The sequence below is a fragment of the Mesorhizobium sp. WSM4806 genome (assembly GCF_055811635.1).
On the sequence record NZ_JBVVQZ010000015.1, the window covers coordinates 87,098 to 109,189 of the forward strand.

The 22,092-nt window shown below is 62.5% G+C and carries 20 protein-coding genes; 13 read left to right on the forward strand and 7 right to left on the reverse strand.

Annotated features, from left to right (window positions below; translation table 11 throughout):
- Positions 1–78: 78 nt before the first annotated feature.
- Both AC0L2M_RS22345 and AC0L2M_RS22350 read right to left on the reverse strand, forming a co-directional pair.
- Positions 79–978, reverse strand: a complete 900-nt coding sequence (locus AC0L2M_RS22345) for a LysR family transcriptional regulator (protein ID WP_128168892.1) — start codon at positions 976–978, stop codon at positions 79–81.
- A gap of 1 nt (position 979) precedes the next feature.
- Positions 980–2,179 (reverse strand): amidase, encoded by a 1,200-nt coding sequence (locus AC0L2M_RS22350; RefSeq protein WP_473535912.1) that lies wholly within the window; start codon positions 2,177–2,179, stop codon positions 980–982.
- 543 nt (positions 2,180–2,722) lie between these two features.
- Between AC0L2M_RS22350 and odc2 the strand changes: the two genes are divergently transcribed.
- Together odc2 and AC0L2M_RS22360 are read left to right on the forward strand one after the other, a co-directional pair.
- Positions 2,723–3,856 (forward strand): ornithine/lysine decarboxylase, encoded by a 1,134-nt coding sequence (odc2, locus tag AC0L2M_RS22355; RefSeq protein WP_473535913.1) that lies wholly within the window; start codon positions 2,723–2,725, stop codon positions 3,854–3,856.
- Between the two features lie 162 nt (positions 3,857–4,018).
- Positions 4,019–4,690, forward strand: a complete 672-nt coding sequence (locus AC0L2M_RS22360; RefSeq protein ID WP_473535914.1) for a GNAT family N-acetyltransferase — start codon at positions 4,019–4,021, stop codon at positions 4,688–4,690.
- 62 nt (positions 4,691–4,752) lie between these two features.
- Here the strand turns inward: AC0L2M_RS22360 and AC0L2M_RS22365 are convergent, their stop codons facing one another.
- The gene (locus tag AC0L2M_RS22365) at positions 4,753–5,037 is read right to left on the reverse strand and encodes an SCP2 sterol-binding domain-containing protein (RefSeq protein ID WP_473535915.1); all 285 of its coding nucleotides are present in this window, start codon (positions 5,035–5,037) and stop codon (positions 4,753–4,755) included.
- 370 nt (positions 5,038–5,407) lie between these two features.
- Between AC0L2M_RS22365 and AC0L2M_RS22370 the strand changes: the two genes are divergently transcribed.
- Positions 5,408–6,829 carry a coiled-coil domain-containing protein gene (locus AC0L2M_RS22370; protein ID WP_473535957.1) on the forward strand — a complete coding sequence of 474 codons (1,422 nt, stop codon included), beginning with the start codon at positions 5,408–5,410 and terminating at the stop codon, positions 6,827–6,829.
- Between the two features lie 193 nt (positions 6,830–7,022).
- On the opposite strand, the gene AC0L2M_RS22375 is transcribed toward AC0L2M_RS22370, so the two are convergent.
- Both AC0L2M_RS22375 and AC0L2M_RS22380 read right to left on the reverse strand, forming a co-directional pair.
- Positions 7,023–7,889, reverse strand: a complete 867-nt coding sequence (locus tag AC0L2M_RS22375) for an alpha/beta fold hydrolase (protein ID WP_473535916.1) — start codon at positions 7,887–7,889, stop codon at positions 7,023–7,025.
- Positions 7,886–8,488, reverse strand: a complete 603-nt coding sequence (locus AC0L2M_RS22380) for a TetR/AcrR family transcriptional regulator (RefSeq protein WP_023798030.1) — start codon at positions 8,486–8,488, stop codon at positions 7,886–7,888. The genes AC0L2M_RS22375 and AC0L2M_RS22380 overlap by 4 nt, the downstream gene beginning before the upstream one ends.
- 126 nt (positions 8,489–8,614) lie before the next feature.
- On the opposite strand from AC0L2M_RS22380, the gene AC0L2M_RS22385 reads away from it, so the two are divergent.
- Positions 8,615–9,616: an NADP-dependent oxidoreductase gene (locus AC0L2M_RS22385; protein WP_023798029.1), complete on the forward strand. Its 1,002-nt coding sequence runs from the start codon at positions 8,615–8,617 to the stop codon at positions 9,614–9,616.
- 68 nt (positions 9,617–9,684) lie between these two features.
- Here AC0L2M_RS22385 and AC0L2M_RS22390 read toward each other — a convergent pair whose 3' ends face one another.
- Complete coding sequence (locus AC0L2M_RS22390) at positions 9,685–11,328, reverse strand: MFS transporter (RefSeq protein WP_287064630.1); 1,644 nt, start codon at positions 11,326–11,328, stop codon at positions 9,685–9,687.
- A 461-nt stretch (positions 11,329–11,789) separates the two neighbouring features.
- On the opposite strand from AC0L2M_RS22390, the gene AC0L2M_RS22395 reads away from it, so the two are divergent.
- From AC0L2M_RS22395 to AC0L2M_RS22405, 3 genes are all read left to right on the forward strand, one after another.
- A complete protein-coding gene (locus AC0L2M_RS22395) occupies positions 11,790–12,134 on the forward strand; it encodes an ArsR/SmtB family transcription factor (RefSeq protein WP_023798026.1) in 345 nt (114 codons plus the stop codon).
- On the forward strand, positions 12,131–13,057 hold the full coding sequence (locus AC0L2M_RS22400; RefSeq protein WP_023798025.1) for an SRPBCC family protein: 927 nt from the start codon (positions 12,131–12,133) through the stop codon (positions 13,055–13,057). Before AC0L2M_RS22395 ends, AC0L2M_RS22400 begins: the two co-directional genes overlap by 4 nt.
- 225 nt (positions 13,058–13,282) lie before the next feature.
- Positions 13,283–13,831: a dihydrofolate reductase family protein gene (locus AC0L2M_RS22405; protein WP_473535917.1), complete on the forward strand. Its 549-nt coding sequence runs from the start codon at positions 13,283–13,285 to the stop codon at positions 13,829–13,831.
- A 155-nt stretch (positions 13,832–13,986) separates the two neighbouring features.
- Here the strand turns inward: AC0L2M_RS22405 and AC0L2M_RS22410 are convergent, their stop codons facing one another.
- Positions 13,987–15,018 carry a histone deacetylase family protein gene (locus AC0L2M_RS22410; RefSeq protein WP_287259379.1) on the reverse strand — a complete coding sequence of 344 codons (1,032 nt, stop codon included), beginning with the start codon at positions 15,016–15,018 and terminating at the stop codon, positions 13,987–13,989.
- A 141-nt stretch (positions 15,019–15,159) separates the two neighbouring features.
- Here AC0L2M_RS22410 and AC0L2M_RS22415 point away from each other — a divergent pair, with 141 nt between their 5' ends.
- From AC0L2M_RS22415 to AC0L2M_RS22440, 6 genes are all read left to right on the forward strand, one after another.
- Positions 15,160–16,827 carry an amidohydrolase gene (locus tag AC0L2M_RS22415; RefSeq protein ID WP_473535918.1) on the forward strand — a complete coding sequence of 556 codons (1,668 nt, stop codon included), beginning with the start codon at positions 15,160–15,162 and terminating at the stop codon, positions 16,825–16,827.
- Positions 16,828–16,952: 125 nt separating this feature from the next.
- Complete coding sequence (locus AC0L2M_RS22420; RefSeq protein WP_128168902.1) at positions 16,953–18,047, forward strand: ABC transporter ATP-binding protein; 1,095 nt, start codon at positions 16,953–16,955, stop codon at positions 18,045–18,047.
- Complete coding sequence (locus tag AC0L2M_RS22425; protein WP_473535919.1) at positions 18,047–18,967, forward strand: ABC transporter permease; 921 nt, start codon at positions 18,047–18,049, stop codon at positions 18,965–18,967. The genes AC0L2M_RS22420 and AC0L2M_RS22425 overlap by 1 nt, the downstream gene beginning before the upstream one ends.
- The gene (locus AC0L2M_RS22430) at positions 18,960–19,766 is read left to right on the forward strand and encodes an ABC transporter permease (RefSeq protein WP_128168904.1); all 807 of its coding nucleotides are present in this window, start codon (positions 18,960–18,962) and stop codon (positions 19,764–19,766) included. Before AC0L2M_RS22425 ends, AC0L2M_RS22430 begins: the two co-directional genes overlap by 8 nt.
- A gap of 13 nt (positions 19,767–19,779) precedes the next feature.
- On the forward strand, positions 19,780–20,814 hold the full coding sequence (locus AC0L2M_RS22435; RefSeq protein WP_287173374.1) for an ABC transporter substrate-binding protein: 1,035 nt from the start codon (positions 19,780–19,782) through the stop codon (positions 20,812–20,814).
- A gap of 67 nt (positions 20,815–20,881) precedes the next feature.
- Complete coding sequence (locus tag AC0L2M_RS22440; RefSeq protein ID WP_473535920.1) at positions 20,882–22,078, forward strand: serine hydrolase domain-containing protein; 1,197 nt, start codon at positions 20,882–20,884, stop codon at positions 22,076–22,078.
- The last annotated feature ends 14 nt before the right edge of the window (positions 22,079–22,092 follow it).

The following is a 22,092-nucleotide window of genomic DNA, read 5'->3' on the forward strand; positions in this document are numbered from 1 at the left end:
TGGTGATTCCATCGACTTCGGTGACTGTCGAGAGTTACCAGAAAGCGGGCGAAAATGGGACCCCGGGCGGCCAAAAGCTCATGCATTGTCAATCGTCTTGAACCACTGCACCAGGAAATCGACAAAGACGCGAACTTTCGCAGGCAAATAGCGCCGGTGCGGATAGACGGCGAAAATGCCGCCACCCGGCAGGATGCGGTCATCCAGCGCGGTCACCAGCCGGCCACTTTCGATGTCGGGCGCTGCGATGAAATCCGGCAGGACTGAAAATCCCAATCCCGCCACGGCGGCGGCTCTTGCCGCCATCGGACTGTTGACCTCGATCGGACCGGAGACCGAAACAGTCACCGTGTCGCCGCTGTCGCCCTTGAACGGCCAGTTGGTCAGCCAGCGGCCATTGGTGTCGATGATGCAGGGCATGCGGCCAAGGTCCTGCGGCCGCGTCGGCATGCCGTGCCTGGCGATCAGCTCGGGAGATGCGCACAGCCGCACCGAGAACGGCGCCAGGCGCCTGGCGATCAGCGAGGAGCTTTCCAGCCGCGAAATGCGCACGGCGAGATCGAAGCCTTCCTCGACCAGATCGACGAAGCGGTCATCGAGATGAATGTCGAGCACGATGTCGGGATGCTGCTTGGCGAAGTCGATCAGCGATAGGCCGATCGGCGCGTCGGCAAAGGTGCGCGGCGCCGACAGCTTGATCCTGCCGCGCACGTCGCCAGAGGATTCGCGCACCGCATCGGCCAGGCTGTCGACCTCGCGGACGATTTCCGAGGCGCGGCGGTAATAGGTGTGGCCGGCCTCGGTCAGCGAGAACTGCCTGGTGGTGCGGTTGAGCAGCAGCGCGCCGAGCTCGTCCTCCAACTCGCGCACATATTTCGACAGCAGCGCCTTGGAGCGGCCGATCTTGCGCGCCGCTGCCGAAAATCCTTCGGCCTCGACAACGTCGATGAAGGCGCGCATGCGGGTCAGCGTATCCATGTCATGCGCTCCTCTGGTGGGCTGAAAGGATGCGCGCGGCAAGCGCCATCAGCTGCCGGTCGCTGTTTTTCGGTCCGAGCAGCGAGAGGCCGAACGGGGCGCCGTCAACCAGGCCCAGCGGCAGGGTGATCTGCGGAAAGCCGGACAGACCGGAAAGACACAACAGTCTCAGCGCGCGTTCGCGATAGGTCTGCAAATCGGCGAATGAGGCGGCCTTGAGCGGGGCGGCACCTGGAGCGGTCGGCAGCACAAGAACGCCGTCCTCGCCAAGCAGGTCGGCAAGCTCAAGACGAAACGAAACGCGACGTTCCGTTTCGAATTGCGCGGTTGCCCCGTCGATGGCTGCGCCATGCTCGAAGCGCTCCTTAACGCCGGGGCCGAGCATCCGATCGCCGCCGGCGATCCAGGCACCATGATTTTGCCACGCCTCGTACCCCTGCAGTTTGCGGAAGCACCAATAGAGATCGTCGGTGGAATGCGACAGCGGGGCAACGGTGCGCGGAGCGCCCAGCACCGATGCGACAGTGCGGACCATGGCGCGATACTCGTCGGCTTCCTGCGGGCCGAGCACGAGCCCGTCCAGCGCATCCAGCGCGAGGGGGCGCTGCAATTCTTGGTTGTGCAGATCGTCGGCGAGCAGCACCGCGCCGACCTTGTCATAGGTGACCATGTCTCTGGCGAACCAGCCGAACGTATCAAGTGAAGGGGCCAGCGGCATGGCGCCTTCGAGCGAGATGCGGCCATGCGTGGTCCTCAGGCCGATCAGCCCACAAAAGCTTGCCGGGGCGCGAATCGAGCCGCCGGTATCGGATCCGGCGGCGATGTCGGCCAGCCCGCCGGCGACCGCGGCGGCGGAACCGGAGGACGAGCCGCCGGTGACGCGATCAGGTGCTGCCGGATTGACCGGCGACGGGAAATGCGCGTTCAGCCCCATCAGCGAGAAGGCCAGTTCGTCGGTCTGCGTCTTGCCGACGAAGCGCGCGCCCGAATCAAGCAGCGCCTGGACGGCCGGCGCTGTCGCCGAGGCGGGTGAAGCCTCCTGGTATTTCTGCGGATTGCCGCAGCCGGTGCGGTAGCCGGCGACGTCGTAAATATCCTTGACGGCCAGCCGCAGGCCGGCAAGCGGGCCGGATTGCGCATTGGATACAGGGATACCGTCGAGGTCGAGAAAAGCGTTCAGAGGGCCGCGAGTGCCTGTCATGCGTTCGATATCCGGATACAGTTGTTGCAACATTGTTCGAGGCCAGGAATTTTACAACCTGGCGTACGATTTTTATTGATTGTGAAATCCATCGACCTTATATCGCGCTTGCCCAAAGTCGCACGTGCCTGTGGGTGTCCGCCGATCCTCAAAATGGTGAGGGATATCGGTAAGGTAACTGGAGCTAACCCCTCCAGTCGGTTTAGCGGCCAACCGCCAGACCGAGGACACCTTGAAGCAACGACGGTGCGGGCCTTTCTGGTGTTCTGCCGGTCGTCCAAAGACCGGGGTTACTGAAGAGGCACACCTTCATTGCCGGCAGTGCGGAACGGGTTCTCCCAATCCAAGCCAAGGCAGACAAAGCGAACCGAGGCCGGGCAAGGCCAAGGTTCACCGCCGCGAGACGGCGCTTCATGGTTCCGGGGTCTCCACCGGCTGGTTCCACGGATTGACGTCCCGCCTTTGTCCACCGCGTGTTCGCGAGGTCGATGACCCGTGTCCGCAGCCTTTGTGTGCGCCGAAAGGCGCTATGGAGAGACCCCGATGGCTACCCAGCGCATCCTTGACTTCCTCGCCACCCGACGTCCGAACGGCCCTTGCCTCGTCGTCGATCTCGATGTCGTGCGCGACAATTTCCGCGCCTTCGAGAAGGCGCTTCCCGATTCGAAAATCTACTATGCGGTGAAAGCAAATCCGGCGCCGGAAATCCTGCGCCTGCTTGCTGCGATGGGCTCGTCCTTCGACACTGCTTCCGTTGCCGAAGTCGAGATGGCGATGGACGCCGGCGCGGCGGCGGACCGCATCTCCTTCGGCAACACCATCAAGAAGGAGCGCGACATCCAGCGCGCCTATCAACTCGGCATCCGGCTGTTCGCGGTGGACTGCGTCGAGGAGGTCGAGAAGATCGCCCGCGTTGCACCCGGCGCCCGTGTGTTCTGCCGCGTGCTGACCGACGGCGAAGGCGCCGAATGGCCGCTGTCGCGCAAGTTCGGCTGCGTGCCGGCGATGGCGGTCGACGTGCTGCGCCACGCGAGGGCGCTCGGGCTGGACGCCTATGGCGTGTCGTTCCATGTCGGCTCGCAGCAGACCGACCTGACCGCCTGGGACCGCGCGCTCGGCGACGCCAAAAAGGTGTTCGCTACGCTCGCTGACGAAGGCATTGTGCTCAAGATGGTCAATATGGGCGGCGGTTTCCCGACCCGTTACCTCAGGGACGTGCCGGTGGCACAGGCCTATGGCCAGGCGATCTTCTCGGCGCTGCGCAAGCATTTCGGCAACGCGATTCCCGAGACCATCATCGAACCGGGCCGCGGCATGGTCGGCAATGCCGGCGTCATCAAGTCGGAAGTCGTGCTGATCTCGAAGAAGGCCGACAACGACAATGTCCGCTGGGTCTTCCTCGACATCGGCAAGTTCGGCGGCCTCGCCGAGACGATGGACGAGGCGATCCGCTACCCGATCGTCACCGCGCATGACGGCACCGAGACCGCGCCGTGCGTGCTCGCCGGCCCGACCTGCGATTCGGCCGACGTGATGTACGAGAAGACGCCGTATCCGCTGCCCCTGTCGCTGACCATCGGCGACGAGGTGCTGATCGAGGGCACCGGCGCCTACACGACGACCTACGCCTCGGTCGCCTTCAACGGCTTCGAGCCTCTCCGATCCTACGTGATCTGACGGCTCGCAAGAGCCGGTCAGATCATCCGGCGCGGGCGACGAGATCGCCCGCTTCGGTTCGCCTGTGGAACAATCCGCTCGTGAAGGATCGCGGAAATGGAAATTGTGGATTTCATTGTTGATGGCGCTGTGAGCCGGCAAATCTCCCCCCTTGAGGGGGAGATGGCCGCAAAGCAGCCAGAGGGGGTCGCCTCAGCTGTCGCGACCTCTCTTGGACTGCGTGGCGCCGACGCTGCACGCGCGGCGCCCCCCTCTGTCGGCTTCGGCGACATCTCCCCCTCTAGGGGGGAGATTGCTGGCGCTTTCGTCATCACCGCCGAAACCGCTGCTGACGTCCCGGCGCGCGAGGCCTTGCTCGATCGCGCCATGGGGCCGAAGCGCCGGAGAAAATCGTCGGAAAAGCTGCGGCGCGGCCGCCGGCCTTCGGAAGGCCTTGCCTTTGTCGCACGCGATGCGTCGGGCGCTGTCACCGGCACCGTGCGGCTCTGGGATGTCGTGCTGGGCGAGGGCGGTAGGTCCGCCCTTCTGCTTGGCCCGCTCGCCGTCGATCCCACAATCAAGAATGCCGGCATCGGCTCGGCGCTGATGCGCCATGCAATCGCTGAAGCCGCGCGCCTCGGCCATGCGGCGATCCTGCTGGTCGGCGATGCGCCCTATTACGAGCGCTTCGGGTTCTCGGCCGATAAAACCGGCTCGCTGGCCATGCCGGGACCTTATGAGCGGCACCGCCTGCTGGCGCTGGAGCTGCTGGAAGGCGTGCTCGCCGGCGCGCAGGGCACGCTGAAGGCGGCCGGGCGCAAGCTGAAGGCACAGCGGCTGTCGCTCGCTGCCTGACGGATCGGAAACAAGCCGCTGCCATCGGGCGGCGGCTTGTTTCCATCCAGGATTGGAATGGGTCAGCCGATCAACTGGCTCAGCGCCATGGCGACGCTCATGTCGCCTTCGACCTTTATCTTGCCGGACATGAACGCCATGGTCGGGTTGAGATCGCCTGATGTCAGCGATTCCAGATCGTCGAGCGAAAGCTTTATCGTGCAGTCGGCCGGCGCGTCGGTGGTCGATACAGCAGCGCCGTCGATGACGATGACGCCGTCGCCTCCGGTATCGAATTTGACGGAACGATCAAACCCGGCACTCGCCACGCGCGCGCTGATCTTGTCGGCAATTTCCTGAACGCCCATGGCCGTTCTCCTCGTCTCGTTGCGTTTGTCGCACCCCATTGCACTTCGGTCTGGGGCACTTTGATCCGGCCCGAAGTCGCCGTCTTGCGCATTTCGCGATCAAGGTCGCCGGCGCATATAGCTTCGGGTTGACGTTTACGTCAACGCGGTTCCCGATATGATGGGTTTTATCGCCGCAGTGAAGCTGCGCTGTCCACACTGGCAGTTACAAGGTCTGCATCATTCAAACAGACGAGGACAGTGGCCAGGCCTGTCCCTAGCGTGGGCTCGCCTCATGCGCCACCGCGCGATCAGGGGGAAGGGGATGAACCCGTATCCGGGAGGCGAGGATCAAGACCCCAGATGGCGTTACAGTAGGGGATGTTCAGTCATGAAAATCAGAAGTCTGATCAAGCGTGCCGAGACGGTGGACAGGGCATTCAAGGAACTCGAAGCCGATTTGGCGGATGCGTTCGATGAGTGTCTCAACCTGGACGACCAATCGCCGTTGGACAACGTTCCGGATGAGAACCTCGCGGCAAGGAATGACAACTCTCAGCCCGAGGACAATGCCGACGCTCCCGAGATCGCACGGCGGCTGACCTCCCACACACAAACCCGCCTGGCTGCGCTAGATGCCGTTGAGGGGCTGTTTGACGATGCGCGCGAGTATCTGGAGGAGATCAACACGAAACTGTCGGAGATCGCGACCTCGCATCACCTGACAGGCGAATTCCTGAAGCTGCTTCACGGGGACATTCTTCGCGCCAACGAACTGGAACTGGCAAATGTCAGCCTGACCACGCAGCAAAGAGTGCTATCGGAGCAGTTCCACGATGCGACCAGAAAGCAGCGCGAGCGTGAAAGCGCCGTCGAGGCCCTGCAGCAGCGCGAGATAAGCCTGGCCGAGGACAAGGAGGCACTTCGCAGTGCGCTGGCTGCAGCAAAGCTGGAACTCGTCGTGGCAGGCAATGCGAGCGCAGAGCGCGAAGCGGAGTTCGGCGACCTCATCAAAACGCTTTCGGCCAGAACGGCCGAGGCCAACCGATGCGCGCGCGAGAACGAGATATTGCGGGAAAAGCATGTCAGCCTGTCGATCGACTTCGACAAGGCGCTGAAGCGGGAAGCTGAGGCGCGGCACCGGCTGGACGAGCTCTCGACGATTCATGCCAGTGACGCGGCGCGACTTTCGGAACTGCTGTCTGCGCTCGGCAAGAGCGAACAAGAGGAGATGCGGCTGCAGAAATCGCTCGATATCGCGCAAGCGAAGTTGTCGGAAATGACGGAAGCGGCCCGTATTATGGAAGGTGACAGGGAAGCCGAGCGTGCGCGTAGTTTCGCTGAGATCGGCGGCCTGCGTTCTGAAATTCGCAACCTCCAATCACGATTTGAAGTCGCCTCGAACGAGAACAATCAAGCCGCGAGCGAGATCGCCAATCTCAAGGCTCAATGGAGCGACGCTGTCGCCGAAAAGCAAATTGCGGAGGAAAGATTGTCGGTTCTCAGAAAGGAGAACGAAAACGACAAGATGCACCTCTCGACCGTGAGCGCGAATTTTTCGCAGCTTTCCCTGCAGCAGGCATCCGAACAGATACAGCTCGATGTCCAGAGGCAGGAATGCGAGGACCTGCGAGCCGAAGTCGCGGTGCTCGACGCCCGGGTCAAGGAATTGTTGCCCTATGAGCGTCTCCACAAGGTCACAAACGCCAAACCGCATGAGAACGGCGTGGTCGAGATCACCGGTGTCGTGGCGGAGAAGTCCCGCGCCACAAGCAGGCGGCGCGTCCGTACGAGCCTGCGCGCCGCATCCTGACGCACGGGTGTCACTTGGCTTTACGGGAACAGACTGAAGGTTCGTTGTCGAAGCAACGCAGATTCGGCGAATTAGCTTGCGTGCGCTTCCTTCCTCAGGGCTTCCCCGATCTAGTGTACGGTGTTGCCCGTCAGGTTAGCGCATGGATCGAAGCGTCATTTGCCCACCAACTGGCCACACCGGCACGGTCGGATTAGGCCTCGAGGAAGTCCAGGGCCTTTTCCACGAAGGCGCGGTGATACTGGAAAATGGCCGTATGCCCGCCGTCCTCGTACAGGACCAGCTCGGCATTGGGGAAGCGTCGTGCCAGGTCGACGGAATTGCTGGTGGGCACCATTCTGTCGTGATCGCCATTCACCACGAGCACCGGGTGCCGGACACGCGAGAGGTCGGCAGGGCGCTCAAGGCCAAAGGCACGGACTGCCTTGAGCTGCTGGCTGAAAGCGCCGAGGGCGATGGGCTTGTCGCGGTCATTGGTCCGTTCCTTCAAGCGCTGCAGAAACTCGCGCGCCGCCTTCTTGCCGTTGGGGCTTTGGGTGAAGAAGAGGTAGTTCTTTGGGTTCCTGATGGTCAGCGCGGCGCGGATCATGTCGAAGATGGTGACGAACGTCACCCTGTCGATGCCGGTACCCCCGGCTGGGCCGGTTCCCGCGAGGATGATCTTGCGAACCAGATTAGGCTCCAGCTGAACAATCGCCTGGGCGATGAAGCCGCCAAGAGATAGGCCGAGCAGATCGACCTGCTCGAAGCCGAGGGCGCGGATGAAGGCGATCGCGTCGCGGGCCATCGCCTCCACCGTGTTGGGAGTGGACCCGCCTGATGCGCCAACACCACGGTTATCGAAGGTGATAACGCGCCGTTTTGCGGCAATGCCATCGACGACCCGGGGATCCCAATTGTCGAGTACCGCACTCAGATGAGTAAGGAAGATCACCGGTACCCCGGTTGTGGGCCCGAGCTCCCGGTAGGCGAATTTCGTACCGTCGACGTCGACCGTTTTCGTCGGCACGTCCCTGTGTTTGATGATCGCGGCAGGTCGCGACAGATGATGCACGTTCATGATGGTTTCCTTTCTTCCGGCTTGCCGTTCTCGTGGGGCTGGAGCAGCGCCTTCGCCGCCACCGCGCCAGCCTCAAGAATGCGATCGGACAGTTCGGTTCCGTTCACCGCGCGGGACAGCTCAAGCGTGCCGATCAGGGTCGCGAAGACGCCAAACGCGACAGCCTCGGGATCGCGAGCGTCGGGCGTAAGCTCGGCCGCTACCTGGCGTACGAGCTTGAGCAGGTGCTCGGCGTAAACTTGGCGCGTCTCGATCGGCTCACGCGCAATTTCGGGCAACAGCGCGGCTGAAGCGCAACCTTTGCCTGGATTGTCTCGGTGTTCCGCCGACAGATACGTATCGATGGCCAATGACGCGCCGCCGGCGGCCAACAGCTCCTGGATCTGGGCCGTCTGAACCTCCAGGGCGGCCGCCAAACTCTCACGCACAAGCGCCGCCTTGGACGGAAAATGGGGATAGAAAGCTCCATTGGTCAGTCCCGCCTCGCCCATGATGCCGGCGAGACCTGATGCAGCGATGCCGTCGGAGCGAAACCGTTCGGTCGCTACATCCATGATCCGCTGCCGCGATGCTTCCCTCCTGCCTTTCTCGTAGCGCATGTTTTTCTCCTTCGATCAGCTATTGAATTACGACCATATTATCATTAAGTGACTATAATGCAATAGGGCGAGGCACCGGAGATGTCGATCGGGCGCTCCGGGTCTCCTCACTTTAGGAAAGCTGCAATGAAGGCCTTCTTCGTCGATCGATATGCAAAGAAAGCTCGCCTACGGCTTGGAGAGGTTCCAGAGCCGGAAGCAGGGGACAATGACGTGCTGGTGCAGATCCATGCCGCCAGCGTCAATCTGCTGGACTCCAAGATCAGGGACGGAGAATTCAAGCTCATCCTGCCCTACCGCCGACCCTTTGTCGCAGGCCATGACGTGGCCGGAACGGTCATTCGCGTCGGCGCGAAAGTCCGACAATTCAAACCGGGCGACGAGGTCTATGCGCGAGCGCGCGACGGTCAAATCGGAGCGTTCGCTGAATACATCGCCATTAATGATGCGGACGTGGCCCTGAAGCCAAAGAACCTCAGCATGGAAGAGGCTGCGTCCATTCCCCTGGTGGGGCTGACCGCCTGGCAGGCGCTGGTTGAAAAAGCGAAGCTGAAGAAAGGACAGAAGGTCTTCATTCAGGCTGGTTCCGGTGGAGTGGGGACATTCGCCATCCAATTGGCAAAGCACCTCGGCGCAACGGTCGCCACGACAACAAGCGCGTCGAACACGGATATGGTCAGGAAGCTGGGCGCCGATGTCATTGTCGACTACAAGAAGGATGACTTCGAGAAAGTCCTTTCGGGCTACGATGTCGTCCTGAATAGCCAGGACAACAAGACCCTCGAAAAGTCCCTGCGTGTGTTGAAGCCAGGTGGCGTCGCCGTTTCGATCTCCGGTCCGCCCGATCCTGGGTTTGCCAGGGAGAAAGGGCTGAACTGGGTGCTGAACCTGGTCATGCGCGTTTTGAGCGCAGGCATCAGGCGACGGGGGAAACGCGCAGATGTCCGATATTCGTTCCTGTTCATGGCGGCCAATGGCGGGCAGTTGACAAAAATCACGTCGCTCATCGAAACGGGCGTCATCCGCCCGGTTATAGATCGCGTCTTTCCGCTTGAGCAGACCAACGAGGCATTGGCATACATTGAACAGGGCCGGGCCAAGGGCAAGGTCATCATCAAGGTCAAATAGCTTGTCGGCGCAACGCGGCACAAGCGAATGAGCTTGCGCGTGCTTCCTCCGACAGGGCTTCCGCCAACCTAATGCTCGATTGGTCCTTTCGGCATGACGATCGCGGTGCCGGCGGTTGTCGGACGCTCGATCATGCGGCGGACGCGCGGCGGCTCGTCGCCGCTGTGCAGCGCCCTCAGGCGCTCGCCGACAACGGCGTCGGCGTGGGTGGCCCGCTTGTTGTGGCGGATGTATTCGAGCCATGTCGGCGTGTGATAGTGCTCGATCCATATTGCGGGATTTTCGAGATCGCGCGCCAGCGTCCAGTTGCGGGCGCCGTCACGGCGGCGGATGCGGCCGCGCTCGGCCATGGTGGCCAGGAATTCCGGCACGTCCTCCTCGCGGATGATGTATTCGATCATGATGGCGATCGGGCCGCTGCGCAGTTTTAGGTCGAGCGCAAGGTGCGGCTCCTTGAAACGGTTCAGCGGATCGAGGTTGAGCACCGCCTGCTGCGGCAAGGGCAGCAACAGGCCGATCGCGCCGCCCGCCAGCATCGCGACGGCGGCCGCGGTCAGCGCGAACTCGGCGCCCTGCGCATCGGCGACGACACCCCAGATCCAGCTGCCGAGGGCGATGCCGCCGAAGGTCGCCGTCTGATAGACCGAGAGCACCCGGCCGACCACCCAGCGCGGCGTCGACATCTGCACCGTGACGTTGAAATGCGCCAGCGCGACCACCCAGCAGGCGCCGCCGATGAGCAGCCCGAGCGACGTTTGCCAGGCCTGATCGCTGACGGCGGCATTGAAGGCGCAGAGCGCAAAGCCGGCGAATGCCATGCGCACCATCGTCTCGCTCGACAGGATCTGCCGCAGCCTGACGCTGATCAGCGCGCCGCCGACGGCGCCGATGCCGAAAGCACCGAGCATGATGCCGTAGGTCAAGGCATCGCCCTTGACGACATTGCGCGCCACCAGCGGCAGCAGTGCCAGGACCGCACCGGCGCTGAAGCCGAAAGCCGCACCCCTTACCAGCACCTTGCCGATATTGGGCGACATCGCGACGTAGCGCAGGCCAGCACCCATCGCCGCGCCCAGCGTCTCACGCGGCAGTGTCGAGGCCGGCAATTCCGGCTTCCAGCGGGCCAGCACGATGATCAGCCCGACATAGCTCAATGCGTTGGCGGCAAAGGCCGCTGCAGCACCTGCGGCGGCAACGATGATGCCGCCGATCGCCGGGCCGACGCTGCGCGTCAGGTTGAAGCCCAAGGAGTTGAGCGCGACGGCCGCCGGCAGCTTGGCGCGCGGCACCATGTCGCCGACAGAAGCCTGCCATGACGGGTTGTAAAGCGCCGTGCCGCAGTTGATCAGGAAGGCGAAGGCCAGCAGCGTCCACGGCGTTATCAAGCCAAGATAGGTGAACACGGTCAGCAGAACCGAGACGATCAGCATGAAGATCTGGGCAATCAGCATGACCTTGCGCCGGTTGAAGCTGTCGGCGATGGCGCCGGCAACGAGCGCAAACAGCATGATCGGCAAGGTAGTCGAGGCCTGGACCAGCGCAACCTGATAGGACGAGGTGGCGATCGTGGTCATCATCCAGGCGGCGCCGACGCCCTGGATCAAGCCACCGAAATTCGAAACCAGACTGGCGGACCATACGGCGCGGAAAATGCCGTGTCGGAACGGCGCCAGCGCCGAGACGCGTTCGCTGTCCGGCTCGTCGTCGATCATCGATGCTTCCCCGACTTCAAATGCTGCGTTCTTCCAGAATCGGTGCCCTCATGCCGTCCTAGAAGTAGAGCATGACCTCGCAAAGGGCGAACGCCTTTTCAAAGAAGATCATGGTCCAACAAAGAGATAGCGGTGGCGGGAACAGGTCGGCGGCCATTCTTGCAGGCCGCGTGAAGCGCTTCGGTGAGGTGTCCGACTTTCTGTCCGCCGCGCCCGCTGCCTGCTGCCGTGAACCGATAAACGCGAACGGCTGAGATTGGTGGGAAGCGGACTGGCGGCTTCAGGATTTTGTCTTCGATTGCAAGCATCAGCCCGTGCGAGCATCGCTACGAGCAACTTCTCTGCGGACTTGGCAACAGAATCCGCCTGCTCCAAGAACTCGGCGCGTTGCGCAAAAAATACTTAGCGACTTGACGAAGTTTTTGCTTGCGCCACCGGCAAATTGGGCGATAGTTAGCAACATGGCTAAGCATGATCTTGATCTCTCGCTGCTCTTCCACGCGCTCGCTGATCCGACCCGCCGGTCGATCCTGACCCGGCTCGCCGAAACACCTGCGCGGGTAACGGATCTGGCTGGGCCCACGGGGCTGCGGCTGCCCACGGTGATGCGGCACCTTTCCGTGCTGGAGGAGGCAGGGTTGATCACCACGTCCAAGGACGGGCGGATACGCACCTGCGCCATCGTACCCGAGGCTCTGGATCCAGCGCGAACATGGCTCGATGAACAGCGGGCCATCTGGGAAGCTCGGCTCGACCGGTTGGACGCATTTGTGATGAATGTGATGAAGAAGGAGCGCGCAGAATGACACAGAACCTCGCTACAAACAGTGCGACCCGTGCGGTGCCCGATGATAGGAAGGGCCGTTTTGCGACGCTGACCTTCGAACGGGACGTGGCCGCGCCATTGGCCGTGCTGTGGGAGGCTTGGACGGCGCCGGCCGCGCGGGCGATCTGGGCTGCGCCGTCGCCCTCGGTCACCGTGGAGTTTTTGGAGGCCGACACCAGGGTGGGTGGACGCGAGATCTCGCTCTGCAAGGCAGAGGGCCAGCCGGACATCCGCTGCGAGTGCGGCTGGCTGGTGTTGCAGCCAGCGCTGTGCAGTGTGAACTACGAGGTGATCTCGTGCGAAGGCGTGACGCAATCAGCAGCGCTGGTGACGGCAGATCTCTCAGGCACGCACGAGCGCAGCCGGCTAGTCGTGACGGTGCAACTTTCCTCGCTGGCGCAGGACATGGAAGCAGGCTACCGGGCGGGCTTCGGTGCCGGCCTGGACAACCTCGCGGGCGCGGCCGAACGAACCATGGTGCTGCAGCGGGTGATTCAGGCGCCGCGGTCCATCGTCTGGGGCGCGTGGATGAACCCTGAAACGCTGCCGCAATGGTGGGGGCCGGAAGGCTTCTCCTGTCGAACGAAGAGGATCGACTTGCGAGCGGGCGGCGAGTGGGTATTCGACATGATCGCGTCTGACGGCACGGTTTTCCCGAACCACCATCTCTATAACGAGGTCCGGCCCGAAGAGAGGATCAGCTATACGCTGCATTGGGGCGAGAACGGGCCGAAGCATGCCGACGCCTGGGCCTCGTTCGAGGATCAGGACGGGGCAACGAAGGTAACGCTGGGCATGGTATTCAGCACGGCTGCCGAGTTCCAGGAGGCGAAGGGCTTCGGTGCCGTGGAACTGGGACTGCAAACATTGGGCAAACTGGAACGCTTCGTCGCATCCCGCTGAAATGCTGCGACTTCCCGTCGGCCCGAATCAGGGGTTGCGGACGAGTTCTCCATGTCGCGCCTGTCCTCATCGGCGACGGCATCCGCCGCTTCAGTCAGAACGGCATGGTGCCGATCAGGCTGGAGAAGACCGAGCTCTCGGAAGCGGGGCAGATCACCAACATGCGCTTCCGCTTCACGGGATAGGCCGAGAATTCACAAAGGGATACACGAAGAGGAGGTTTCTATGAGAAAGCTGATCATATGGGACATGGTGAGTGTCGACGGCTTCTTCGAAGGTCCGGACAGGGACATCAACTGGTTCGTCTTCGAAGAAGAACTCGAGAACTACATTCGTGAGACCCAGGAAAAGGCCGACACGCTGATCTTCGGCCGGGTGACCTACGAGCTCATGGCAGCCTATTGGCCGTCCGAGCAAGGCTGGATCGCGGATTTCATGAACAAGATCGAGAAGTTGGTCTTCTCGCGCACGCTGAAAAGCGCCGACTGGAACAACACGAAGCTCTTCAACGGCAATGTCGCGGAAGAAGTCTCCAAGCTGAAGAGCAGGGACGGCGGAGACATCTTCGTGTTCGGCAGCGCCGACTTCACGGCGACCCTGATGGAGCACGGCCTGATCGACGAGTATCACCTCGGGATCAACCCCGTCATTCTCGGGAGAGGCACGCCGCTCTTCAAGGGCGGCCCGAATCTGATACGCCTGAAGCATCTCGAGACGAGGACGCTCAAGTCAGGTGTTGTCATCCTCCATTACGCGCCGGAGAGCAGACAATGACGATCGATCCGCTGTTTCCCGTCAACCAGGCTTGTCGAATTGGGAGGGCCCGGGGAAGTGGCGCGCTCCAGACGATCGGCGGCCAAGTGGCGTAGCTGCCATCACCGCTGCGCTCTCGGGTCGAACGCCCGGGGCAGCCCTTTGGGCGACATGCATTACCGATCTTCGAATCCGGTCAGCACGCCCACCGCATTGATGCCGATTTCCTCGACGGCGTAGCCGCCTTCCATGACGAACAGCGTCGGCAGGCCGAGCTTGGCGATGCGACGGCCAATCCTGGGATAGTCGGCGCTTTTCAGCTTGAACTTGCTGATCGGGTCCTTCTCGAACGTGTCGACGCCGAGCGAGACGACTACGACCTCGGGAGCGTAAGCTGCAAGTTTTGCGCAGGCGTCCTCCAGCGAAGCATTCCAGGCATCCCATGTGGTGCCGAACGGCATGGGGTAGTTGACATTGAAGCCTTCGCCGGCGCCGGCGCCGCGCTCGTCGGCGTGGCCCAGGAAGAACGGATATTCGGTCATCGGGTCGCCATGCAGGTTCAGCACCTGCACGTCGTCGCGGCTGTAGAAGATCTCCTGCGTGCCGTTGCCGTGATGGTAATCGACATCGAGGATCGAGACGCGCCTGGCGCCCTGGTCGCGGAACCATTGCGCGGCAACCGCGGCGTTGTTGATGTAGCAATAGCCGCCCATGAACGCAGCACCGGCATGATGGCCGGGCGGGCGGCAGAGCGCGAAGGCTGATATCTCGCCGCCCTTGACCAGAGCGGCTGCGGTCAGCGCCACATCGTAGGACGACTTGATCGCCTCCCAGGTGCCTTTGACGAAGCTGGCGCCGCCGTCGAAGGAGTAAAAGCCAAGCAGCGCATCGATGGTTTGCGGGCGCACATCGCCGCGCAAGCCGCGCGTCGGCCAGGTGAAGGGGATGGCCGAGCCCGTCCGGCCCGACGCTTCCCAGAGCGGCCATACGGTCGGCAGGAAATCGATGTAGTCGCTGCTATGCACCTGCTTGGCGGCAGCGAGGTCGTGCGTGTGGGGCGGCAGCACCGGGCCGAGCTTTTCGCTCTCCACCCTCGCCTTGATGAACTCGGCGCGCGAGGGCTTCTCGAAGGCCGGCACGATGGCGCCGGCGATCAATTCGACATTGCCGGAATGGCAGGCATGGAGGGGCGAAAAAACAGTCTTCATGAAATTGTTCCGTGGTGAGATGCGGCGACCCTAGCCGTCTTGCACTGCCTTTCACAAGGCGCTGGGCCAACCAGCCATGGCTTGCTGGCACGGCAGCTACTCGTCTAGCCTGTCGGTAGCGCAACCGAACCGCGGGTAATCATGAGTTCAAATGCCGACCTGATCGTCATCAATGCCCGTGTGCTGACCATGGACGAAGGCAATCCGACGGCCGAGGCGGTGGCGATAAAGGACGGCAACATCCTCGCGGTTGGGGATCGCCGGACGATTGAGGCGCTGAAAGGGCCGGCCACGAAGATTATCGATGCGCAAGGCGGGTCGATGGTGCCGGGCTTTATCGAAGCGCATATGCATCTTTTCGGCGGCGCGGCCGAACTCGACAATCTGCACCTTCAGGGCGTGCATGGCTTCGATGCACTGAGCGACGCGATCCGCGCCTATGCGGCGGCACGGCCGAACGCCAAATTGCTGCTTGGGGCCGGCGTCGACTACACCATCCTTTCCAAGGAAGAGCCGGTCACCCGCCATCATCTCGACCGCATCATCGCCGACCGGCCGTTCGCCATGTCGGCTTCCGATCATCACACGATGTGGGCCAACACCAAGGCGCTGGAGCTGGCTGGCGCCCTGCACGGCAAGCAACTCGGTCCCGGCAACGAGATCATCATGGGAGCGGATGGCCTGGCGGCGGGCGAATTGCGCGAGGGGGAGGCGTTCGGGCCAATCCTCGAGCTTTCGGGACAGAACCGAGTGCGGCTCGGCATTGCGACAGGTGGAGAGCCCGAGCCGTACCCTTCCGCCGCCGAAGTCGCGGCCGATCGTGACCTGATGCATCGCGGGTTGGAATGGTGCGCCCGCCACGGCATCACCTCGATCCAGAACATGGACGGCAATCTTTACCAGCTCGAGCTGCTAGCCGGGCTGGAACAGGAAGGGCGACTGCTCTGCCGCACCAAGATACCTTTTCATTTCAAGAACTTCATGACGCTCGACAGGCTGGAAAAGGCATCGAGCATGGCCAACTCTTACCAATCGGAATGGCTGTCGTCCGGCATGGTCAAGATGTTTTACGACGGCGTGCTGGAAGGCTGGACCGCGGTCATGGTCGACGACTATGCCGACCGGCCGGGCTGGCGCGGTGAGCCGCTGTTTACGCCGGAGCATCTCGCCGAGGTGGCGGTGGAGGCCGACCGGCGCGGGCTGCAGGTCGCCGTGCATTCGATCGGCGACGGCGCGGTGCGCGCGGTCCTCGATGGTTATGAGGCGGCGCGGCGGAAGAACGGCAGGCGCGACAGCCGGCACCGGGTCGAGCATATCGAGGTGGTCACTGCCGCCGACATACCGCGCTTCGCAGAGCTTGCCGTCATCGCCTCGATGCAGCCGCCGCACCCGCCCGGCGCCATGGACTTCCCGCTGGAGCCGACGCTTTCGCGCATCGGCCGCGAAAGATGGCCGCTGAGCTATGCCTGGCGGACGCTGAAGCAGGCGGGCGCGCATGTCGTCTTCGCTTCCGACTGGCCGGTGTCGCCGATCGATCCGATCCTGGGCATTCAGGCGGCGGTGCTGCGCAAACCTTGGGCAGAGGGCGATCCCGACCAGAGCTTTTCGCTGCATGAATCACTAGCGGGCTACACGGTGGAAGGCGCCTATGCCGAGTTCATGGAGCACCGCAAGGGCCGCCTGAAGGCAGGCTTTATGGCCGATCTCGTGGTGCTCTCAGCCGACATCGAGGCGACCGCGCCGGAAGCGCTGCATATGGTGCGGCCGGTGACGACGATCTGCGGCGGCAAGATCACCTACCAGGCCTGACGGTGGCACGGGAATTGCGTTCTGGATCGACATTCAGATGTGTGCTTGCCAAGCCATGCGCCGTGTGCTGACAATCGAGTGGGAACTGGATCCGCCAGAAGAGCGGACACAAGAATGGGGTAATCGTGCCGGAACAACCGGGTAAAAGTGCAATTGAAGTTCGTGGCGTCCGCAAGGTCTTCGGTAGCGGGGAGTCACAGGTCGCCGCCCTCGACACGGTTTCGGTGTCGATCCGCGAAAATGAATTCTTCACGCTGCTTGGTCCTTCCGGCTGCGGGAAGACGACGCTGCTGCGGCTGATCGCCGGCTTCGATTTCCCCAGTGCCGGCGAGATCCTGCTGCATGGCCAGGACATCGCGCCGCTGCCGCCGTTCAAGCGGCCGGTCAATACGGTGTTCCAGAACTATGCGCTGTTCCCGCATATGACGGTGGCCGAGAATATCGGCTTCGGCCTCGAAATGCTTGGCAAGCCCAAGGCCGAAGTCAAGGCGCGGGTTGCCGAGATGCTGAAGCTGGTCAAGATGGAGGCGCTGAGCAGCCGCCGCACCAGCCAGATTTCCGGCGGCCAGCAACAGCGCGTGGCGCTGGCGCGCGCTCTCGCGCCGCAGCCAAAAGTGCTGCTGCTCGACGAGCCGCTGTCGGCGCTCGACTTCAAGCTGCGCAAGGAGATGCAGATCGAGCTGAAGCGGCTGCAGCACGAGACCGGCATCACCTTCATCTTCGTCACCCACGACCAGGAAGAAGCGCTGACCATGTCGGACCGCATCGCGGTGATGTCGTCGGGCAAGATCCTGCAGGTCGGCACGCCCTGGGACATCTACGACAAGCCGGCGGAGCGCTTCGTCGCCGACTTCATCGGCGAAACCAATTTCCTGACGGCGGCCATATCTGGCATGGGCAACGGCAAGGCACGCGCAACGCTCAAATCCGGCGCGACGATCGACGCGACCGTGGCTGAGGGCTTCCTGCCGAAGGACAATGCCACCGTGGTGGTCAGGCCCGAACATGCCAAGCTGACCAGCGGCAAGGGCGACCTGTCGGGCACGGTGGAAAACATCGTCTATTTCGGCACCGACACGCACATCCATGTCCGCCTGGACAGCAGCGAGAGCTTCACCGTGCGCCAGCAGAACACGCGCAGCGCCGGCTGCGGTTTCGAGCGGGGCGACAAGGTCGGCATTTCGATCGGCAACGACGCCGCGCAAGTGCTGAGGGATTGATGGCGAGCGCGGAACAAGTCGCTGAGGAGGCCGAGCGCCGAGAGATCCGCGATCGCTGGCTGCTGTCGGCGCCGGCACTGATCATCATCTTTCTCGCCGCGACCGGCCCGCTGCTGATCGTCGTGGTCTATTCCTTCCTGACGCCGGGACCGTATGGCGGCGTGGTGTGGAAATTCTCGACCGACGGCTGGTTGTCGGTGCTGATGCAGCGCGACATCTTCGACGACACTCTGGCCTTCGCCGATGCGCATCTGTCGATCTTCTGGCGCTCGGCCAAGCTGTCGTTCATGACAACGATCCTGACGCTGCTGTTTGGCTTCCCGACCGCCTATTTCATCGCTACCCGGCCGGCGCGCCAGCGCGACATCTGGCTGTTCCTGATCACCATCCCGTTCTGGACCAATCTCTTGATCCGCACCTTCGCCATCCAGGAGGTGATCCGCAATGAGGGCCTCGTCAACACGGTGCTGATCAAGCTCGGCATCATCAACCAGCCGATCCAGATGATGTTCACCGATTTCGCGCTGATGGTCGGCATGACCTATGTCTATCTGCCGCTGATGGTGCTGCCGCTCTATGCCAGCATGGAAAAGATCGACTTCCGGCTGGTCGACGCTGGTTACGACCTCTATGCCAACCGCTTGCAGGTGCTGAGGCGGGTCATCATCCCGCTGGTCAAGCCCGGCATCATCGCCGGCTCGATCCTGGTCTTCATCCCGGCGCTGGGCGCCTATGTCACCCCGCGCGTGCTCGGCGGGTCGAAGAACATGATGCTCGGCAATCTGATCGAGCTGCAGTTCGGGCAAGGCCGCAACTGGCCGCTCGGCTCGGCGCTGTCGCTGTCGCTGATGGCGATCGTGATGGTGGCGCTGCTTTTGTATGTCCGCTCCGTCGGGCGCCGGGGAGGCGCGCATGGCTAGCCGCTTCGATATCCGCCGGCAGACCGGCTTCACCACCATCGCAATGATCTGCTTCTTCGCGCTGTACCTGCCGATCGTCACGCTTGTCGTCTATGCCTTCAATTCAGGCAATTCGATCGCGGTCTGGGAAGGCGTGTCGCTGCGCTGGTTCTACCAGGCTTGGAACAACGATCAGGTCGTCGATGCCGCCATCCGGTCGCTGCAAATCGCTTTGGTCGCCGCGACCATTGCCACCATCGTTGCCACGATGGCGGCACTCGCCACGACCCGAACCAAACCCTATCCCGGCCTCGGCTTCAAATACGCCTTCATCAACCAGCCGCTGATGGTGCCGGAGGTCGTCACTGCGGTGGCGCTGCTGATCTTCTTCTCGCGCATCAAGATCTGGACCGGCTATTCGGGGCTGGGCTACCTGATGGCGGCGCATACCGCCTTTTGCATTCCCTTTGCCTATCTGCCGATCCGGGCGCGGCTTGAGAGCATGGACCTGTCGCTGGAGATCGCGGCGGCCGACCTCTACGCGACACCCTGGAAGGCATTTAGGCGCGTCACCTTTCCGCTGCTGTGGCCAGGCATCCTTGCCGGGTTGATGCTGGCCTTCGTCATCTCGCTGGACGACGTCGTCATCACCGAGTTCGTCAAGTCCGGCGGCCAGGACACGTTGCCGACCTACATGCTCGGCCAGTTCCGGCGCTTTATCACGCCGGAAATCAACGCAATTTCGACGGTGTTCCTGCTGATCTCTATCTTGATCGTCACCGTCTTCTTTTTCATCAGCAGGAAAAAGGATCACGAGTGACAGGAGAGATACGATGAAGTGGAAACTGACTGCGACGGCACTCAGCGCCGCGCTGTTCGCCTCGGCGGGTCTCGCCCGCGCCGACGGCGAACTCAACATCTACAATTGGGGCAACTACACCAGCCCCGAACTCGTCAAGAAATTCGAGGAGACATACAAGGTCAAGGTGACAGTCACCGACTACGATTCCAACGACACGGCGCTGGCCAAGATCAGGCAGGGCGGCAGCGGCTTCGATGTCGTGGTACCCTCGGCGAGCTTCGTGCCGATCTGGATCCAGGAAGGGCTGCTGCTGGAGACAGAGCCGAACAAGATGGAAAACTTCAAGAACATGGATCCGAAATGGGTCGATGTTCCCTTCGATCCGGGCCGCAAATACACCGTGCCGTGGCAGTGGGGCACGACCGGCGTCACGGTCAACACCGCAGTCTACAAGGGCGATCCCAACACCTCGGCCATCTTCTTGGATCCGCCGCCGGAACTGGTCGGCAAGATCAACGTCGTTCCCGAAATGGCCGACGTCATGCATCTCGCCATCAGATATGTCGGCGGCGAGCCGTGCACTGGCGACAAGGAGGTGCTGAAGAAGGTGCGCGATGTGCTGGTGGCGGCCAAGCCGAAATGGATCTCCATGGACTACGGCACGGTCGAGAAGTTCGCCAAGGGCGACTTCGCCGCTAGCGTCGACTGGAACGGCGCGTCGTTTCGCACCCGCCTGCAGAACAAGGACTTCGTCTATGGCTATCCGAAGGAGGGCTATCCAATCTTCATGGACAATCTTGCGGTGCTAAAGGACGCCAAGAACGTCGAGAACGCCAAGCTGTTCCAGAACTTCGTCATGGATCCAAAGAACGCCGCGCTGATCTCGACTTTCGCGCGCTACGCCAACGGCATCAAGGGATCGGAAGCCTTCATGCCCGAGGACATGAAAACGGCGCCGGAGGTCAACATCCCCGCCGAGTTCGCCGACAAGGGCACGTTCATGCTGACCTGCGCGCCCGACGTGCAGGCACTCTACACCAGGATCTGGACCGAACTGCAGAAGTGATCGCATCGTTGACGGACCCGGCGGCAGGCGCCGCCGGGTCCGTTTTCATATTGCCGGGACGCATCTCATGACTTCTTACCGCAACTCCGATCCGCGGCCGCCGATCATGCAGGGGTCGCCGCCCAAGATGGTGCCGCCGAAGCTCAACTGGGATGGGGGACCCTGGAACCGGTGGGCGTTCCAGCACATCCGCGAAATCCTGCCGACCGTCGAAGTCTGGCGCGGCAATGGCCATCGCCGCCGGTTCGAGCGAGCCGAAGTCGATCTCGATGCGCTGCCGGTGGGCGGCAGCACGGGGCAGCCTTCGACGCTGGCCGGGCTGCTGGACGAAACCTATACGGATGGGTTCCTCGTGCTCAAGGATGGCAAGATCGCCTATGAGCGCTATTGCAACGGCATGACCGAGCGCACGCTGCATTTATCGCAGTCGATGGCCAAGTCGGTCACGGGCTCGGTGTTCGGCATACTCGCCGGGCGCGGCCTGATCGATCCCGCCATGCCGGTGACGACCTATCTGCCGGAGCTGGAAGCTACCGGCTGGGCCGGCGCCAGCGTGCAGCATGTGCTCGACATGACGTCCGGCGTGCGTTTTTCCGAGGAATACACCGACCGCTATTCCGATATCGGTCAGGTCGATGTCGCCAGCGGCTGGAAACCGGTGCCGCCAGACAGCGACCCGGCCTTCGAGTGGCCATCGCATATGTTCGAATTGATCCTGCGGCTCAAGGAGACAAGCCGGCCGCATGGCGCTGCGTTCGAATATCGTTCGATAGAGACCGACGTGCTCGCCTTCATCATGGAACGGGTGACCGGCAAGCGGCTGGCGCAACTGGTTTCGGAAGAACTCTGGCAAAAGCTCGGCGCGGATGAAAGCGCCTGCTTCACCGTCGACAGCGCCGGCTACGCCATCGCCGATGGCGGCTTCAACGCCACGCTGCGCGACTATGGCCGTTTCGGCCAGTTGATCCTCGACAATGGCGGCGGCGTCGTGCCGGCCGACTGGATCGAGGCGACGCGCACCGGCAGGCATGGACCGGACTTCAATCCCAGCCTGCCGCAAGGCAGCTACCGCAACCAGTTCTGGATCGAGGACCCGCGTTCGCGCGCGCTGATGTGCCGGGGGGTGTTCGGCCAGCTGATCCATATCGACTGGAACAGGAGAATGGTCGTGGTGAAGCTTTCGAGTTACCCCGATTTCACCAGCATCGCCTTTTCGGTGGCGACGATGAAAGCCGTCCACGCGATCGCCGCCGCGCTTGGCTAAGTGACCGTTTGGAA

Coding starts and splice junctions, on each gene's coding strand:
- AC0L2M_RS22410 (WP_287259379.1), bottom strand. CDS start 15,018: ATGAAGACTGTTTTTTCGCCCCTCCATGCCTGCCATTCCGGCAATGTC.
- AC0L2M_RS22385 (WP_023798029.1), top strand. CDS start 8,615: ATGAAGGCCTTCTTCGTCGATCGATATGCAAAGAAAGCTCGCCTACGG.
- AC0L2M_RS22425 (WP_473535919.1), top strand. CDS start 18,047: ATGGCGAGCGCGGAACAAGTCGCTGAGGAGGCCGAGCGCCGAGAGATC.
- AC0L2M_RS22430 (WP_128168904.1), top strand. CDS start 18,960: ATGGCTAGCCGCTTCGATATCCGCCGGCAGACCGGCTTCACCACCATC.
- AC0L2M_RS22415 (WP_473535918.1), top strand. CDS start 15,160: ATGAGTTCAAATGCCGACCTGATCGTCATCAATGCCCGTGTGCTGACC.
- AC0L2M_RS22360 (WP_473535914.1), top strand. CDS start 4,019: ATGGCCGCAAAGCAGCCAGAGGGGGTCGCCTCAGCTGTCGCGACCTCT.
- AC0L2M_RS22370 (WP_473535957.1), top strand. CDS start 5,408: ATGAAAATCAGAAGTCTGATCAAGCGTGCCGAGACGGTGGACAGGGCA.
- AC0L2M_RS22380 (WP_023798030.1), bottom strand. CDS start 8,488: ATGCGCTACGAGAAAGGCAGGAGGGAAGCATCGCGGCAGCGGATCATG.
- AC0L2M_RS22400 (WP_023798025.1), top strand. CDS start 12,131: ATGACACAGAACCTCGCTACAAACAGTGCGACCCGTGCGGTGCCCGAT.
- AC0L2M_RS22405 (WP_473535917.1), top strand. CDS start 13,283: ATGAGAAAGCTGATCATATGGGACATGGTGAGTGTCGACGGCTTCTTC.
- AC0L2M_RS22440 (WP_473535920.1), top strand. CDS start 20,882: ATGACTTCTTACCGCAACTCCGATCCGCGGCCGCCGATCATGCAGGGG.
- AC0L2M_RS22375 (WP_473535916.1), bottom strand. CDS start 7,889: ATGAACGTGCATCATCTGTCGCGACCTGCCGCGATCATCAAACACAGG.
- AC0L2M_RS22345 (WP_128168892.1), bottom strand. CDS start 978: ATGGATACGCTGACCCGCATGCGCGCCTTCATCGACGTTGTCGAGGCC.
- AC0L2M_RS22435 (WP_287173374.1), top strand. CDS start 19,780: ATGAAGTGGAAACTGACTGCGACGGCACTCAGCGCCGCGCTGTTCGCC.
- AC0L2M_RS22395 (WP_023798026.1), top strand. CDS start 11,790: ATGGCTAAGCATGATCTTGATCTCTCGCTGCTCTTCCACGCGCTCGCT.
- odc2 (WP_473535913.1), top strand. CDS start 2,723: ATGGCTACCCAGCGCATCCTTGACTTCCTCGCCACCCGACGTCCGAAC.
- AC0L2M_RS22350 (WP_473535912.1), bottom strand. CDS start 2,179: ATGACAGGCACTCGCGGCCCTCTGAACGCTTTTCTCGACCTCGACGGT.
- AC0L2M_RS22365 (WP_473535915.1), bottom strand. CDS start 5,037: ATGGGCGTTCAGGAAATTGCCGACAAGATCAGCGCGCGCGTGGCGAGT.
- AC0L2M_RS22390 (WP_287064630.1), bottom strand. CDS start 11,328: ATGATCGACGACGAGCCGGACAGCGAACGCGTCTCGGCGCTGGCGCCG.